The following is a 15136-nucleotide window of genomic DNA, read 5'->3' as shown; positions in this document are numbered from 1 at the left end:
TCACAGCCGCGGGTCCACCGGCTCCGACTCCAGCGCCAGCACCCCGAACACCGCCTCGTGGACCCGCCACAGCGGCTCGCCCCCGGCCAGCCGGTCCAGGGCCTCCAGACCGAGCGTGTACTCGCGGATCGCGAGCGACCGCTTGTGGTTCAGGAACCGGCCGCGCAGCCGGGCGAGGTGGTCGGGGCGGGTGTACTCCGGCCCGTAGATGATCCGGAGGTACTCGCGGCCCCGGCACTTGATGCCGGGCTGGACCAGGCGGCCCTCCCCGTCGCGCACGACCGCCCCGACCGGCTTGACGACCATGCCCTCGCCGCCGCGGCCGGTCATCTCCAGCCACCAGTCGACACCGGCCCGCACCGACTCGGGGTCCGCGGTGTCGACGTACAGGCGCCGGGTGGTCTGCAGCAGGCCGGTGGCGTCGTTCTCCACCAGCCGGTCCAGCAGGGCCAGTTGGGCGTCGTGGGGCAGGCCGGCCAGGCTCTTGCCCTGGACCGCCAGGATCTGGAAGGGCGCCAGGCGGACGCCGTCCAGGCCGTCCGTCGTCCAGCAGTAGCGCCGGTACGCCTCCGTGAACGCGGCCGCGTCCGCGGCCCGTTCCCGCTGGCGGGACAGCAGGTCCGAGACGTCGACGCCCCTGGCCGCCGCGCCCTCCAGCGCGGCCAGCACGCCCGGGAAGGCGGCGCCGGACGCGGCGCCGACCGCCGCGTACTGCGAGCGCAGCAGGCCGGACGCCTTCAGCGACCACGGCATCAGTTCGGCGTCCAGCAGCAGCCAGTCCGTCTCCAGCTCGGCCCACAGACCGGCCTCGTCGACCGCCGCGCGCACCCGGCCGAGGATCTCCTCGGTCACCGCCCCGTCGTCGAAGAACGGGCGGCCCGTGCGGGTGTAGAGCGACCCCGTCGGACCGTCGACCCCGAAACGCCTGCGCGCGGTCTCCGTGTCGCGGCACACCAGGGCCACCGCCCGCGACCCCATGTGCTTCTCCTCACACACCACCCGCGCCACGCCGTCCGCCGCGTACTGGGCGAACGCCTCCGCCGGGTGCTCCAGGTAGCCGTCCACCCTGCTGGTCGCCGTCGGGGCCATCGTCGGCGGCAGGTACGGCAGCAGCCGCGGGTCCACCGCGAAGCGGCTCATGACCTCCAGGGCCGCGGCCGCGTTCTCCTCCCGGATCGAGACACGGCGCTGTCCGTCGTACCGGGTCTCCACGATCCGCCGGCCGCGGACGTCCGCCAGGTCCAGCGGACGCCCGTCGTGCCCGCCCGGGGCCTCGGTGCGCAGCGGCTTCGCCGGCTCGTACCAGACCCGCTCGGCCGGCACGTCGACCAGTTCCCGCTCCGGCCAGCGCAGCGCGGTCAGCTTGCCGCCGAAGACGGCGCCGGTGTCCAGGCAGATGGTGTTGTTGAGCCAGGTCGCCTCCGGGACGGGGGTGTGGCCGTAGACCACGGCCGCCCGGCCGCGGTAGTCCTCGGCCCACGGGTAGCGCACGGGCAGGCCGAACTCGTCGGTCTCCCCGGTGGTCTCGCCGTACAGCGCGTGCGAGCGGACCCGGCCGGAGGTGCGGCCGTGGTACTTCTCCGGCAGTCCCGCGTGGCAGACCACCAGCTTGCCGCCGTCGAGGACGTAGTGGCTGACGAGGCCGTCGAGGAACTCCCGCACCTCGGCGCGGAACTCCTCGCTCTCGCCCTCCATCTGCGCGATGGTCTCGGCGAGGCCGTGGGTGTGCTGGACGTTGCGGCCCCGCAGGTAGCGGCCGTACTTGTTCTCGTGGTTGCCGGGGACGCACAGGGCGTCGCCCGACTTGACCATCGCCATCACGCGGCGCAGCACGCCGGGGCTGTCCGGCCCGCGGTCGACGAGGTCGCCGACGAAGACGGCCTGCCGGCCGTCCGGGTGGACGCCGTCGACGTAGCCCAGCTTGCCCAGCAGCGACTCCAGTTCGGACGCGCAGCCGTGGATGTCGCCGATGACGTCGAAGGGGCCGGTGAGGTGGGTCAGGTCGTTGAAGCGCTTCTCGGTGACGACGGTGGCGTGCTCGACGTCCTCGACCCCGCGCAGGACGTGGACCTTCCTGAACCCCTCGCGCTCCAGGTGCCGCAGGGACCTGCGCAGTTCGCGGATGTGGCGCTGGATGACCCGGCGCGGCATGTCGGCGCGGTCGGTGCGGGCCGCGTTGCGCTCGGCGCACACCTCCTCCGGGACGTCCAGCACGATGGCTATGGGCAGCACGTCGTGCTGTCTGGCCAGGTCGATCAGCTGGCGGCGCGCCTCCGGCTGGACGCTGGTCGCGTCGACGACCGTGCGCCGGCCGGCCGCGAGCCGCTTGCCCGCGATGTAGTGCAGCACGTCGAAGGCGTCCCGCGTCGCGCTCTGGTCGTTCTCGTCGTCGGAGACCAGGCCGCGGCAGAAGTCGGAGGAGATCACCTCGGTGGGCGTGAAGTGCCGTCGTGCGAAGGTGGACTTGCCCGAGCCGGACGCGCCGACCAGCACGACGAGCGAGAGGTCGGTGACGGGCAGGACACGGCCCCGCCTCGGGGGGATTCCGGTCTCGGTCATGCCGCCTTCGCCTCCTTCTCGTCGCTGTCGCCGCCGGCCGCGCCCCTGACGAACACGGCCATCTGCGTGGGGGGTCCGACCTCGGGGTCGTCCGGGCCGACCGGCCGGAAGCCGACCGTGTAGCCGTGTCGTGCGGCCACCGCCTCCGCCCAGGCGCGGAACTCCTCACGGGTCCACTCGAAGCGGTGGTCGCCGTGCCGGACGTGGCCGGCCGGGAGGGTCTCCCAGCGGACGTTGTACTCGACGTTCGGGGTGGTCACCAGGACCGTGCGGGGGCGGGCCGCGCCGAACACCGCGTACTCCAGGGCGGGCAGCCGGGGCAGGTCGAGGTGCTCGATCACCTCGCTGAGCACGGCCGCGTCGTAGCCCTTGAGCCGGGTGTCGGTGTAGGCGAGCGAGCCCTGCAGCAGCGTGACGCGGGAGGCCTGCCGCTCGCCCATGCGGTCCAGCTTCAGCCGCCGGGAGGCGATGGTGAGCGCGCGCACCGACACGTCGACGCCGACGATCTCGGTGAACCGGGGGTCCTTCAGCAGCGCCTGCACCAGCTGGCCCTGTCCGCAGCCGAGGTCGAGCACCCGGGCGGCGCCGGACTCCCCCAGCGCCGCGACGATCGCGTCCCTGCGCCGCACGGCGAGCGGCGTCGGCTTCTCCTCGCTCTCGGCCTCCGCCCCGACCGCGTTGTCGATCTCCTCGACCTCGCTGTCGTCGGACTCGGCCAGCCGCACCAGCTCCAGCCGCTCCATCGCCTGCCGGGTCAGCGACCAGCGGCGCGACAGGTAGCGGCTGGTGATCAGCTTCTGCTCGGGGTGCGCCGGCAGCCAGCCCTCGCCGGCGCGCAGCAGCTTGTCGACCTCGTCGGAGGAGACCCAGTAGTGCTTGGCGTCGTCGAGGACCGGCAGCAGCACGTACAGGTGCCGCAGGGCCTCGGCGAGGGTCAGCTCCTCGGACTCCAGGACGAGACGCACGTACCGCGAGTCCCCCCACTCCGGGAACTCGGTGTCCAGCGCGACCGGTTCGGCGGTCACCGTCCAGCCGAGCGGCTCGAAGAGGCCGCGTACGAGGCCGGGTCCGCCGCGGGCGGGAAGCGCGGGCACCTCGACGCGCAACGGCCTTGCCTGCTCGGGGAGTTCGGGCTTGGCCGCGCAGACTCCGCGCATCGCGCTGGAGAACACGGCGCTCAGCGCGACCGCGAGCAGCGAGGAGGCCGCGTACGGGCGGTCGTTGACGTACTGGGCGAGCGCCGCGTCGGGCGCGCCGCCGCGTCCCTTGCCCTTGCCGCGCCGGACCAGCGCCACGGCGTCCACCTCCAGCAGCAGCGCCGCCGTGCAGCGCCGGGCGTCCGCCTCGGGGTAGAGGACGTGCGCCTTGCCGTAGGAGGTGGAGAACGCCTGCGCCTTGTCGGGATGCTTGTGCAGCAGGAAGCCGAGGTCGGTGGCGGGGCGTTCGGGGGTGCCTGTGGTGGTGATCGTCAGGAACACGGTGGGTTGCCTCGAAGGGTTTCGGAAGGAGCGAAAGCGCTGGTGGTGCGCCTGCGCGTGCCTCCAACGTACAGAGAACGGTGCGGGGGCACCCGGGATTTTCCGGGTTACCGCTCCGCCTGCGTCCACGGCCCGACCCCGAGCTTCCCGGTGGTCCCGAGGTCGAGGTGGGGCGTCACCGTCACCGGGTCGGCGCCGTCCTTCGCGCGCACCCGGACGTGGGGGACGTTCACGGGGTCGCCGAATTCGGTGGTGTTGCGCCACACCAGGGTCGCGGTGGCCTCCTCGCCCGGTTCCAGGGTGACCGGCCGGGGCGGCTCGTCGGCCCCGGTGCCGGTGGCGATCCCGCCGCCGCCGTGCAGGATCTTCACGCCGCCGACCGGCTCGCGGGCGTCGTCCAGGAGCTCCAGCAGCGGATAGCCGTTCACCGTGTAGGCGCGCGACCCGCAGTTCTCCAGGTGGAGTCCCACGACCCGCAGCCCCATGGCCGCGTCGCCCCGGTCGGCGAAGACGCGGATCCCGGACGGCGGGCACGTCCCCGCCTCGGACGGCGCCTCGTCCGCGGGGACCTTGGTCACCTCGGCGACCTTCACCCGCGTCACCGCGGGGGCTCCCGGCGGCAGCGCGCCGAGGGTGACGGTGCCCCGCACGGTCCGGCCGGCGCCGACCGAGCGCACGGTCTCCCGCTTGTTGTCCACGGCTCCGCCGGTGTCGGAGGCGAAGGTGAACAGGACCGTGTACGTCATCGCCTCCGTGCCGTGGTTGGTGACCTCGTAGGCGGCGGAGACCCCGGAGTCCGGCCAGGCGGTGGCGAGGGGCTCCGCGTGGACGCCGCCACCGCGCCCGCCGGGCGACGGGGAGGCGGTGGGGAGGGTCACCGCGGTGATCCGTACGCCGTCGGTCCCGGGATCCGTGACCGGGGTGCGGCCCGGCGGAACGGCCGCGCCCGGGCCGCCGTTCTGCGTGCCGGCGCGTTCCGATCCGCACGCCGTGAGCAGCAGGCACGCGGCGAGGGCCGGGAGGAGGAGGGGGGCGGGTGTGCGCATCCGGTCACCTCATCAGTCACCCGCTCCGGCGACTGTGACGGAAGCCACAGTTCCGGTCACAGGGCTGTCACAGCCGGGCGGGAGCGGGGCGCCGGTCCGGCCTCTCCCCGTGAAGGGGTCAGTGGACGGAGAAGCCGCCGTCGACGAAGATCGCCTGTCCGGTGACGTAGGCGGAGGCGCGGCTCGCCAGGAACACCGCCGCTCCCGCGAAGTCCTCGGCCAGGCCGTTGCGTCCGACCAGCGTGCGCGCGGCGAGCGCCGCCACCTTCTCCGGGTCGGACGACAGACGGGCGTTGAGCGCGGTCATGACGAACCCCGGCACGAGCGTGTTGCAGGTGACGCCGTGCGGCGACCACGCCTCGGCCTGTGAGCGGGCGAGCGACTCGAGCGCCCCCTTGGAGACGCCGTAGGCGCCGCTCCGGACGAACGCCCGGTGCGCCTGCTGGGAGGTGACGTGGATGATCCGTCCGAAGCCCCGCTCGGCCATGCCCGGCCCGAACCGCTGCCCCAGCAGGAAGGGCGCCTCGAGGTTCACCGCCATGGTGGTGTCCCAGACGTCCTCGTCGAGTTCGCCCATCGGCGGCCGCAGGTTGATCCCGGCGGAGTTGACGAGGACGTCGGGCTCCCCGAACGCCTCCACCGCCTTCTCGGCGGCCGCGCGCACGCCGTCGCGGGTGCTCAGATCGGCGCTCACCCAGGCCGCGCGGCAGCCGTCCGCCGTGAGCTCGTCGACGGCCGCGGCCAGCTCCGCCTCCCTGCGCGCCACGATCACGACGCGCGCTCCGGCGTGCGCGAGGGCCCCGGCGACGGCCCGGCCGATGCCGGAGCTGCCGCCGGTCACCACGGCGACCCGGTCGTCCAGGGAGAACAGTTCGGAGAGGTACGCCTGCGAGGTCATGTCCCGCACCCTAGGCGGCGCGGCGCCGGCGGCGGCGGGCAGGGTGGGCGCGGTCCGCCCGAGTGCCCTGGCTCCGGCCGCACTCGGGGGTTGCCGCCGGGCGCCGGTGAGGGGTGCGTCGGCGGCCCCGCGGACGGCGCCGGCCCCGGCCCCGGCCCCGGAACGACGGCGTCCGGGCCGGAGCGCGGGCTCCGGCCCGGACACGGCCGGCGTGCGGCGGGCGTCGCGCTACGGCAGCTGCGCCTGCACCTGGCCGGCGATCAGCTCCAGGTGGTCCAGGTCGTGCAGGTCGAGGATCTGGAGGTAGATCCGTCGGGAGCCGATCGCGGCGTAGCGGCCGATCTTGTCGACGACCTCGGCGGGGCTGCCGGCCAGTCCGTTGAGCTTGAGCTCGTCGACCTCGCGGCCGATCGCGGCGGCGCGGCGGGCGACCTCCTGGTCGTCCTTGCCGACGCAGGCCACGAGGGCGTTGGAGTACGTGATCGCGTCGGCCGCGCGGCCGGCCTCCTCGGCGGCGGCCCGGACGCGGCCGAACTGGCGCTCGCTGTCCTCGACGGAGCCGAACGGCATGTTGAACTCGTCGGCGAACCGGGCGGCGAGCCGCGGCGTGCGGCGGGCGCCGTTGCCGCCGATCAGCACCGGCACCTTCGCCTGCGCGGGCTTGGGCAGCGCGGGCGCGTCCCTCAGGTCGTAGTAGGCGCCGTGGAAGTCGTAGGTCTTGCCGGCCGCGGTGTTCCACAGGCCGGTGACGATCTCCAGCTGCTCCTCCAGCCGGCCGAACTTCTCCTTCGGGAAGGGGATGCCGTACGCGGTGTGCTCCTCCTCGAACCAGCCCGCTCCCAGGCCGAGTTCGACGCGGCCGCCGGACATCTGGTCCACCTGCGCGACCTGGATGGCGAGGACGCCGGGCAGCCGGAAGGTGGCGGCGGTCATCAGCGTGCCGAGGCGGATGCGCCGGGTCTCCCGGGCGAGGCCGGCGAGGGTGATCCAGGCGTCGGTGGGACCGGGGAGGCCGTCCACGTCGCCCATCTTGAGGTAGTGGTCGGAGCGGAAGAAGGCGTCGAACCCGAGGTCCTCGGTGGCCTTCGCCACGGTGAGGAGGGTGTCGTAGGTCGCCCCCTGCTGGGGCTCGGTGAAGATGCGCAGGTCCATACCTCCATCCTGCACTCCGGGCGCACCGTCGCCCCCACCGGTCCCCACCCGCCCCGCCCGCCCCGGCCGCCCGGGGCGGGCGGCGTCGGCGCCGGGCGGCCGGCGGCCGCCGCCGGTTCGTCGCGGCGGCCCTCATCTCTCCGGCAGGGCCCCCTCCCGCGCCGCGAGCTTGCGCAGCATCTCCAGGACCCGGTCCCTGGCCTCGTCCGCCGCGTCGATGGCCTCCATGCACTGCCAGTACGTGCCCTCGTCGTCCGCCGAGCTGGCGAGGCCCACGAGGGCGATGCCGACCTCGGCCAGCAGGCCGCCGAGGCACAGCAGGGCCTCGCGGGCGTCGTCCAGCTCGGTGAGCCGGGCGGCGCGCAGATCTCCCGGGTCGAGGTCCGGGGCGTCCAGCACACCGCAGCCCCGGCCCGCCAGTTCGGTCAGTCCCAGTGCCTCTCCGCGCAGTTCGGGCGGGCCGGACACGGCGAGGCGGCTGCCGATCGCCTGTGCCAGCGCCTGCGCCTGCCACACCTCCGCCAGTGTCCGAGGTCCGTCGTCGCTGCCTGCGAGAGCACGCCTGCTCGCCAGGATGAGCCGCACCGCATCCATGCGCCGCCCCCGTCCGTCCCGGCGTACGCCGCGCACGCCGGTCACTCGAACTCTCTTGTTCACTACCCAGAGTGAGGGTCCGTGGGGCGAAAAGCCAGAGGAAGGCGGAAATCTGTGGACAACAAATCGGTTTCGGACGACGGGACAACTTCGGAGAGTGATAACGGAAGGTGAGGCTCCCGCGGCGGGGGCGCGCCGGGGGCCGGCCCCGGGCGGGTGGCCCCCGGCCCGCCGCGCGGTGGAACGGTCCCGTCACCCGGCGTCGGGCATCCCCGCCACCCCGGGGGGCACGGCCCCGCTCACGGTGCCGGGAACCTCCGTTCGTTGCGGTCGATCTTGGCGTCCAGCGCGGTGAGCGGGTCGATCCCGAGGACCTCGCACAGTTGCAGGAGGTAGGCGAGGACGTCGGCGACCTCGTCCGTCACGCGGTGGGCGGTGTCCGGGTCGTCCATGACGCGGGCCGACTCCTCCGGCGTCAGCCACTGGAAGATCTCGACGAGTTCGGAGGCCTCCACGCTGAGCGCGGAGACGAGGTTCTTGGGGGTGTGGTACGGCTGCCAGTTCCGCGCGGCCGCGAAATCGGCCAGCCTGCGCTGCAGCTTCGCCACGTCGAGGTGTTCGGTCACGGCTCCAGGTGTACCACCGTGACCCCGTCGGTCCCGGCGGCCCAGGAGGCGTCGCTCACCGCCCCCACGCAGCGGATGTGCCCGCGCTCGCCCATCCGGACCGCGAGCCGCAGCAGGTGCAGGCGCTGCCGTGCGTCCAGCGCGCGGTCGAAGCCGTCGGCGAGGACGGTGAGGGCGCGCATCGCGTCGGGCACCTCGCCCGGCGGGTCGACGTCCAGGACGCCGGGGCCGGTCAGCAGGACCAGGGCGAGCGCGAGGTGGCGCAGCTCGCCGTCGCCGAGGCGGGCCAGCTCGGTGCGCGGGGCCGTGCCCCGGTCCAGCAGGGCGCGGACGGTGCCGTCGCCGAGGGGTTCGGCGAGCACGTCGCTCACCGTCCCGGCGCAGCCGTCCCGCACCGCGGCGACGAGGTGCGCGTGCCGGCGGGTGCACTCGGCCCGGGTGCGCCAGAGGACGTCGGCGAGGTTGTCGCAGCCGCCGAGCAGCCGGCCGGAGCCGGCGGGCACGGGGGCCCGCATCCGCTCGGGCCGCGGGTCGCAGGCGAAGACGGAGCGCAGGGCCACCAGCGTCTGTTCGGCCGCGGCGAGCACCTGCCGCTGGCCGTCGGTCTTGCCGGCCACGCGCAGCGGAAGCAGGGCGGTGCCCAGGCGGTCGTCGGGCAGCGGGGCGCGGGTGACCGGTGCGGAACCGGCGGTGTGCCAGGCGGCCTGCACCGTGCGGCGCCCCGGATCGCGCAGGGCCGTCTCCAGCAGCACCAGTCCGCCCGCGCTCAGCCGCTCCCCCACGACGCGCAGCTCGGGCTCGGCCTGGACGGCGAGGTCGAGCCGGACCGGCCCCGCGGGCCCGTCGGCGGTGCAGCCGATGCGGAAGCCGCGGCGGCGCTGGGCGTCGGGGCGCGCCCGTTCGGGCACGCAGGCGACCGGGTCCGGGAACGCCTCGGCGAGCCCGGCGCCGCCGGCGAGCCGGGCCAGCGCCTCGTACGCCCGCAGCGCGGTGGTCTTGCCGCTGCCGCTGGCCCCGGCGAGGAGGGTCACCGGCCCGAGCGGGAAGCCGGCCCGGCGGTGCCCCGCGAACGCCGACAGCCGCAGCTCGGTGAGACAGGGACGGGTGGGCCCCGGGCGGGCCGCGGGGGCGGGCGCCCCGTCCCCGGACGGGGTCCGGGCGGGTGCGGAGGGCGGTGAGGACGCGGAGGAAGCGAGCGGCGCGGGCATGCCCGGACGGTAGGACCCGGTGCGGGCGGCGAACCGTTCCGCCCCCGCGAGCTTCCTACGAACGGGCGAAGGCGGAGACGGACACGCACCGCGCGCCACCGCCCCCGGCAACGCGCCCCGGCTCCGGCAACGCGCTGCCGGCCCCGGCGGCCCACGCCCGGCCCAGGCAACCCACCCGGGTCCCGGCGGCACACCCCGGCCCTGGCAGCGCACGCCCAGGCACCCCACCCCGGCCCCGACAGCACACCCCGGCGCCCTGACAGCGCACGCCCAGGCGAACCACCCCGGCCCCAGCAGTCAGCGCCCGGCTCGGACAACCCAGCCGGGTCCCGACGGCACACCCCGGCCCTGGCAGCGCACGCCCAGGCACCCCACCCCGGCCCCGACAGCACACCCCGGCGCCCTGACAGCGCACGCCCAGGCGGACCACCCCGGCCCCAGCAGTCAGCGCCCGGCTCGGACAACCCAGCCGGGTCCCGGCGGCACACTCCGGTGCCCTGGCACCGCACGCCCAGGCAGCCCACGCCGATCCCGACGGCAGACGCCGGCACTGGCAGCCCACGCCCGGCCCCGACGGAACACCCCGGCGCCCTGACAGCGCACGCCCAGGCGGACCGCGCCGGCGCGGGCAGCCCGCGGCGGCCCCAGCGGCGGACGCCGGCCCCGGCAGCCGGCGTCCGGTCCGTGCGGGTGCCGGCTCACACGCCCGGCATTCCCGCGCCCTCCATGAGTCCGCTCACCTCGGTGCCCGGCGGGGTCAGCAGGAACACGTTCCGGTCGACCCGGTGCATCCCGCTGGCGAGGCCGAAGACGACCCCGGTGGAGAAGTCCAGGACGCGCTTGGCGACCTCGCTCTCCGCGCCGGTGAGGTCGAGGAGGACCGGGATGCCCGCCATCAGGGTCTCGGCGACCTCCCGCGCGTCCGCGAAGACGTTGACCCGCATGACGACGAAGCGGCGGCGGGTCTCCGTCTCCGCGTCCGGCAGCGCGCGGTGGCCCACCGCGGACGGCCAGGCGTCCCGGCCCCGCAGCGGAACGACCTGGGCGAGCCCCTCCCACTGTTCATCGGTGACGTCGTAACGGCTCACCGGCACCCCCCGGACTGACTCGCACTCATTGCCTGCACCAGCCAATTCTTACGCCATGTCACCCGTACGGCCCAATAACGACACGGACCGCGACAGCCGCGCCCGGCGCGGGCGGGCGGCCGGCGGGGGCGCGCCGGCCCCGGACCGGGCGGCGGGGGGCCGCCTGCCGCCGACGGGTCCGCGACGGCGTACGGCGTTGCCCCTGGGGGGAGGTGACGGTGCGTCAGCCACTCGCCGGCCGACCCGGGAGCTCCTCCGACGGCCGCCCGGCGCCCCGCCGCGCGCGGTCCGCGGTGTGGTTCACCTCAGTGCGGCGACGAACTTCCCGAGCCGGGCGATCCCCTCGTGGAGCTCGTCGGCCGACGCCGCGCAGGACAGCCGTACGTACATCCGCGCCGTGTGCGCGCCGAAGTCCCGGCCCGGGGTGAGGGCGACGTGCGCCTCCTGGAGCGCCCGCTCGCAGAACTGCCAGGAGGTCAGCCCGGTGCCGCTGACGTCGAAGTACGCGTAGAACGCGCCGTCGGGCGGGACGGGGACCGGCAGCCCGATCCGCTCCAGGCCGTCGAGGACGATCGCGCGCCGCTCGGCGAACTCGACGCGGCGGGCCTCGCAGACGGCGAGGGACTCGGGGGTGAAGCAGCTCAGGGCGGCGTGCTGCGCGGGGGCGGAGGCGCACAGGAAGTAGTTCTGGGCCAGGCGCTCCATCGCCGGTACGAGCGCTTCCGGGACGACGCACCAGCCCAGCCGCCAGCCGGTCATGCCGAAGTACTTCGAGAAGCTGTTGACGACGACGGCGTCGGGGTCGTACGACAGCGCGCTGCGCGGGGGCCTGCCCCGGTCGTCGTGGTCGCTGAGGTCGAGGTAGATCTCGTCGACGAGACGCCACGCCTCGCGTTCCCGGGCGAGGTCGCAGAGCGCGGCCAGCTCGCCGGCCGGGACCGAGGTGCCCGTCGGGTTCGACGGGGTGGCGATCATCAGACCGCGGGTGTCGTCCGTCCAGTGCGCCCGCACGGACGCCGCGTCCAGCTGGAAGCGGGTTTCGGCGGTGGCCGGCACCAGGGTGACGCGGGCGCCGAAGCTCTCCACGATCTGCCGGTTGCAGGGGTACGACGGGTCCGCGATGAGCACCTCGTCCCCCGGGTCGACCAGGGCGGCGGTGGCCAGCACCAGCGCGGCCGAGGCCCCGGCGGTCACGACCACCCGGGCGGGATCGACCTCGACGTCGTGCCGGTCGCGGTAGAACCCCGCGATCGCCTCCCTCAGGGCGGGCAGTCCGAGCGCCGCGGTGTAGGCCATGGGCCTGCCGTCCATGGCCTCGCGCAGGGCGTCCCGCACGGCCGGAGGCGCGCCGAAGTCGGGTTCGCCGAGGTTGAGCCTGACGACGTGGTGCCCCCGCGCCTCCAGCTCGGCGGCGTGCTTGCCGACCTCCATGGCGTAGAAGGGGGCGATGCCCCGGGCACGGTGCGAGATCCTCATGGCGCGACCTTCGGCTCGGTGGTGGACGGGTGTCGGACGGACGACGGGTGCCGGGCGGACCGGCGTGGGGACGGCCCGGCGGGTCCGGACCGCCCCTGCCATGGTGCACCGACGGCACCCGCCACCGGGCGGGCGGCCGGGCCGCTCCGCCACCGCGCGACGGCGAGACGCGTCACACCCTCCGGCGCCCCGCCGCGGCGAGCGGCGGGGACCGGCACCTGGGGCCCTACCGTGCCGTGTCCGCGGGCGTGACCTGCGTGAACGGCAGCACGAGCCGGGAGGGGTGCGCGGCGTCGCGGTAGATCTTGTGGGTGACGGGGCGGCCCACCGGCAGGTGGAAGGCGTCCGGCGGCAGCAGGGCGTTGTGCTCGTCGGCCAGGGGCTCCTCGTTCGACAGCTCCACGACCAGCCGGTGGCCGGGCGGGAAGGTCGCCGCGAACGGGTAGACACGCAGCACGTGCTCCTCGGTCTCCCCGGGTTCGACCGGCACCGCGCGGGTGTGCGGGTGGTGGGGGTCGCCCTCGGTGGTGCGCTCCTCGTCGAGCTCGCGGTGCGAGGCCTTGAGGTAGGCGGTGGTGATGAGCCGCCGTTTGCCGCCCGGGGCCTCGTCCCACAGGCGCAGGATGAAGTTGGTGTCGCTCTGGTCGATCTCCGCGAACAGGTGCGCCGCGCCCTGGCCGATCATCTCGGTGGGCTCGGTGAACGGCTCGGTCGACCAGCTGAGGATCTCCACCTTGTCGGTCACCGTCAGCGGCGCCTGGTGGAAGCCGTCCGGAGCGGCGTACTCCGCGTCCATGGGCTCGGGCTCGAAGGAGGGCTTGCGGCGCGGGCGGAGGTACAGCGACCGGTGCTCGACGTCCTTCGGCGGCCACTGCGCGCCGGTGACGGTCTCGCGCGAGCCCTCGACGTGGACGGTGACGGCGGGCTCGTCCATGATCCCGTTGTCGATGCCCTTGATCCAGTACTCGTACCAGCGGAACATCTTGTCGTGCTCCTCGACGAAGGGGCGCGACCGCATCGGCGGGTAGGGGCCGATGTCGAGCTTCTTCGGGCCCTTCAGCGACTTGTACGGCTCGATGGTGCCGTCCATGGTCCAGCCGCGGCCCTGGTCGATCTGGAGCCGGACCGGGATGTCGATGTCCGACGCGAGGGTGATCGGGTCGCGCTCCTCGTACCAGCCGTCGACCTCGTTCATCACGATGTCGAACCAGGCCTCGCGGTTCTTCGGGTGGTTCAGCACGTGGACCAGGTTGGGCCAGGCGGCCACGTCCGGGTCCTTCAGGCGTTCCGCGACCCGCTTCCTGATCTCCTCGGGCGAGTACGTCTCGAGCATGCGGGACTTGACGCCGTCGGTGAGGGCCCAGCCGGAGTCGCCGCCGCGTCCCTCGCGGGCGGCGCGCGGCATGAACCACATGACGCCGCCGTGGTAGGTGGTCTCGTAGAAATCGTAGTGGCCGCCGCTGACGAAGATCGTCTTGAGGCTCGGCGGACGCTCGGCCGCGGCCAGCACCTGCATCGAGCCGAAGCAGGAGATGCCGATCATGCCGACGTTGCCGTCGCACCACTGCTGCGCCGCTGATGTGTCGAAAGAGGAGAACAAGCAGCTCAAGACCCGGATCAGGGAGCTGGAAACGGAGCGGGGGATCCTGCGGAGGGCCGCGAAGCATTTCGTCGGCGAGACCAACTGGTGAGCCTTTCCGGTTCGCTGGACATCATCGCGACGCCTTCGGCGTCAAGCGGCTGTGCCGGGTCCTGGATGTCCCCCGGTCCGGGTTCTCCTGGTGGCTGAAGGCCGCCCCGGCCCGTCTGGCGCGGATCTCCGCTCCACCTGTTCCACGGAGTCCAGCGGGTGGCGGGGCTCAAGGACGAGCTGACGGCTCCGCGTGGCCGCGTCCGGCGGCAGCGGCTGCCGGGGAGGGGTCAGTTCGATCAGGAAGTCCTGGTCGGCGGCACCGGAGCAGCGGCCCTGGACAACTTCCGTTCCGCTCGTGGTGTCCTGGTCGCGCAGGCTCAGACACCAGTCGGTGCTGATCGGACGGATGCGGAAGTGGCTGACCGCCGACGGGCCGAAGGGCTCGATGCGGAACTGCTGGGCCCGGTCGGTGTCGGCGCAGTCGTCGCGGGGCTCAAGCAGGTTCCGCCCCGGGCCTGTCTGCATGACCGTCAGGCAGCCGACGCCGTACTTCGGATGGTGCCATTGGATCTGTACGAGGTCCTTGCCCACGGGTTCGAGGAAAACCTGGGGCACGACGGCATGGGCGCAGGGTCGTTGAACGGCGACAGCGGTCTCGTAACGACCGGTACGATCCCTGCCTTCGGTCACGCACAGCTCGGGTGTACGTGCGGGGTGGATACGGGCCCAACTGCCCACGGCCAGCATGCGCAGCCCGGTCACCGGAACGGCGGGCAGATCGGGCGACGGAGACGCGTCGCGAACCAGGCTGCAAGCCCCGAGTGTGCTGACGGCACCGATGCCCGCGGCGCTGAGCAGGCCGACCGCCCGGCGCCACCATCGCGGGGCGCGCGTCGGGGCGGCCTCACTGCCCACGGAGGCTTCGCCCTTGTCGCCGTCATGGTCATGGGTGGGTGCGGACTCGCCGGCGGCAATACGACGGTGTGCCTGGAGCCACTGACGTACCTCCTCCTCGCCGAGGCCGCAGGCTCGGACGAAGGTGTCGACGAACCGTTCGCGGGGCAGGGTCGCGCGGCCGAGCGTGGTCGCCACGGTGCTGGCCGGCAGGGTGTCGGCCAGTGCCGTGGCCTTGCTCTCGAGCTGCCGGTAGGTGAGTCCGGACCACATCCGCAACGCACGCAGCGCCGCGACGAACTCGACGGGAGTGCCGGCCTGTTCGGGCCGCGGCGGCTCGGGTAAGGCCCTGTCCGTCTCGGTCATGATCCCAGCATGACTCAGCGAGCGGTGACCGGACGACTGGGAAATCAGCCCTGTTCGAACACGTTCGGAACACGAAGAAGCACTGTTCCGAACGGACGTGAACGCTGCTTCTCCTTGT

General features: G+C 74.1%; 13 protein-coding genes. 1 reads left to right on the top strand and 12 read right to left on the bottom strand.

Going from position 1 to position 15136, the window contains the following annotated elements; all coding sequences use genetic code 11:
• The 11 genes from ACH4F6_RS16950 to ACH4F6_RS16900 all read right to left on the bottom strand — a co-directional run bounded on the left by ACH4F6_RS16950 (nucleotide 1) and on the right by ACH4F6_RS16900 (nucleotide 13668).
• Complete coding sequence (locus ACH4F6_RS16950; RefSeq protein ID WP_397960934.1) at nucleotides 1–2559, bottom strand: polynucleotide kinase-phosphatase; 2559 nt, start codon at nucleotides 2557–2559, stop codon at nucleotides 1–3.
• Nucleotides 2556–4037, bottom strand: coding sequence for a 3' terminal RNA ribose 2'-O-methyltransferase Hen1 (locus ACH4F6_RS16945; protein ID WP_397960933.1), 1482 nt, complete (start codon nucleotides 4035–4037; stop codon nucleotides 2556–2558). The genes ACH4F6_RS16950 and ACH4F6_RS16945 overlap by 4 nt, the downstream gene beginning before the upstream one ends.
• A gap of 107 nt (nucleotides 4038–4144) precedes the next feature.
• The gene (locus ACH4F6_RS16940; protein ID WP_397960932.1) at nucleotides 4145–5083 is read right to left on the bottom strand and encodes a DUF4232 domain-containing protein; all 939 of its coding nucleotides are present in this window, start codon (nucleotides 5081–5083) and stop codon (nucleotides 4145–4147) included.
• A gap of 118 nt (nucleotides 5084–5201) precedes the next feature.
• Entirely contained in the window at nucleotides 5202–5981 is a 780-nt protein-coding gene (locus tag ACH4F6_RS16935) for an SDR family NAD(P)-dependent oxidoreductase (RefSeq protein WP_397960930.1), read from the bottom strand.
• 228 nt (nucleotides 5982–6209) lie between these two features.
• Nucleotides 6210–7133 carry an LLM class F420-dependent oxidoreductase gene (locus tag ACH4F6_RS16930; RefSeq protein WP_397960929.1) on the bottom strand — a complete coding sequence of 308 codons (924 nt, stop codon included), beginning with the start codon at nucleotides 7131–7133 and terminating at the stop codon, nucleotides 6210–6212.
• 132 nt (nucleotides 7134–7265) lie between these two features.
• A complete protein-coding gene (locus tag ACH4F6_RS16925; RefSeq protein WP_397960928.1) occupies nucleotides 7266–7727 on the bottom strand; it encodes a DUF6099 family protein in 462 nt (153 codons plus the stop codon).
• Nucleotides 7728–8026: 299 nt separating this feature from the next.
• Nucleotides 8027–8353 (bottom strand): nucleotide pyrophosphohydrolase, encoded by a 327-nt coding sequence (locus ACH4F6_RS16920; RefSeq protein ID WP_397960927.1) that lies wholly within the window; start codon nucleotides 8351–8353, stop codon nucleotides 8027–8029.
• Nucleotides 8350–9561 carry an AAA family ATPase gene (locus ACH4F6_RS16915; RefSeq protein ID WP_397960926.1) on the bottom strand — a complete coding sequence of 404 codons (1212 nt, stop codon included), beginning with the start codon at nucleotides 9559–9561 and terminating at the stop codon, nucleotides 8350–8352. Before ACH4F6_RS16915 ends, ACH4F6_RS16920 begins: the two co-directional genes overlap by 4 nt.
• 698 nt (nucleotides 9562–10259) lie before the next feature.
• A complete protein-coding gene (locus ACH4F6_RS16910) occupies nucleotides 10260–10655 on the bottom strand; it encodes a cell division protein SepF (protein WP_397960925.1) in 396 nt (131 codons plus the stop codon).
• A 294-nt stretch (nucleotides 10656–10949) separates the two neighbouring features.
• Nucleotides 10950–12125 carry a pyridoxal phosphate-dependent aminotransferase gene (locus ACH4F6_RS16905; protein WP_397960924.1) on the bottom strand — a complete coding sequence of 392 codons (1176 nt, stop codon included), beginning with the start codon at nucleotides 12123–12125 and terminating at the stop codon, nucleotides 10950–10952.
• A 226-nt stretch (nucleotides 12126–12351) separates the two neighbouring features.
• Entirely contained in the window at nucleotides 12352–13668 is a 1317-nt protein-coding gene (locus ACH4F6_RS16900) for a CocE/NonD family hydrolase C-terminal non-catalytic domain-containing protein (protein WP_397960923.1), read from the bottom strand.
• Here ACH4F6_RS16900 and ACH4F6_RS16895 point away from each other — a divergent pair.
• On the top strand, nucleotides 13667–13816 hold the full coding sequence (locus ACH4F6_RS16895; RefSeq protein ID WP_397960922.1) for a hypothetical protein: 150 nt from the start codon (nucleotides 13667–13669) through the stop codon (nucleotides 13814–13816). The genes ACH4F6_RS16900 and ACH4F6_RS16895 overlap by 2 nt on opposite strands.
• A gap of 41 nt (nucleotides 13817–13857) precedes the next feature.
• Here ACH4F6_RS16895 and ACH4F6_RS16890 read toward each other — a convergent pair whose 3' ends face one another.
• On the bottom strand, nucleotides 13858–15018 hold the full coding sequence (locus tag ACH4F6_RS16890; protein WP_397960920.1) for a helix-turn-helix domain-containing protein: 1161 nt from the start codon (nucleotides 15016–15018) through the stop codon (nucleotides 13858–13860).
• Nucleotides 15019–15136: the final 118 nt, after the last annotated feature.

The sequence above is a fragment of the Streptomyces sp. NPDC017936 genome, assembly GCF_044328485.1.
GTDB lineage: Bacteria > Actinomycetota > Actinomycetes > Streptomycetales > Streptomycetaceae > Streptomyces.
The sequence above is the reverse complement of the archived record's forward strand: the minus strand, read 5'-3'. Positions and strand labels throughout refer to the sequence as shown.

Coding starts and splice junctions, on each gene's coding strand:
- ACH4F6_RS16895 (WP_397960922.1), top strand. CDS start 13,667: ATGCCGACGTTGCCGTCGCACCACTGCTGCGCCGCTGATGTGTCGAAA.
- ACH4F6_RS16930 (WP_397960929.1), bottom strand. CDS start 7,133: ATGGACCTGCGCATCTTCACCGAGCCCCAGCAGGGGGCGACCTACGAC.
- ACH4F6_RS16935 (WP_397960930.1), bottom strand. CDS start 5,981: ATGACCTCGCAGGCGTACCTCTCCGAACTGTTCTCCCTGGACGACCGG.
- ACH4F6_RS16940 (WP_397960932.1), bottom strand. CDS start 5,083: ATGCGCACACCCGCCCCCCTCCTCCTCCCGGCCCTCGCCGCGTGCCTG.
- ACH4F6_RS16915 (WP_397960926.1), bottom strand. CDS start 9,561: ATGCCCGCGCCGCTCGCTTCCTCCGCGTCCTCACCGCCCTCCGCACCC.
- ACH4F6_RS16905 (WP_397960924.1), bottom strand. CDS start 12,125: ATGAGGATCTCGCACCGTGCCCGGGGCATCGCCCCCTTCTACGCCATG.
- ACH4F6_RS16950 (WP_397960934.1), bottom strand. CDS start 2,559: ATGACCGAGACCGGAATCCCCCCGAGGCGGGGCCGTGTCCTGCCCGTC.
- ACH4F6_RS16925 (WP_397960928.1), bottom strand. CDS start 7,727: ATGGATGCGGTGCGGCTCATCCTGGCGAGCAGGCGTGCTCTCGCAGGC.
- ACH4F6_RS16900 (WP_397960923.1), bottom strand. CDS start 13,668: ATGATCGGCATCTCCTGCTTCGGCTCGATGCAGGTGCTGGCCGCGGCC.
- ACH4F6_RS16890 (WP_397960920.1), bottom strand. CDS start 15,018: ATGACCGAGACGGACAGGGCCTTACCCGAGCCGCCGCGGCCCGAACAG.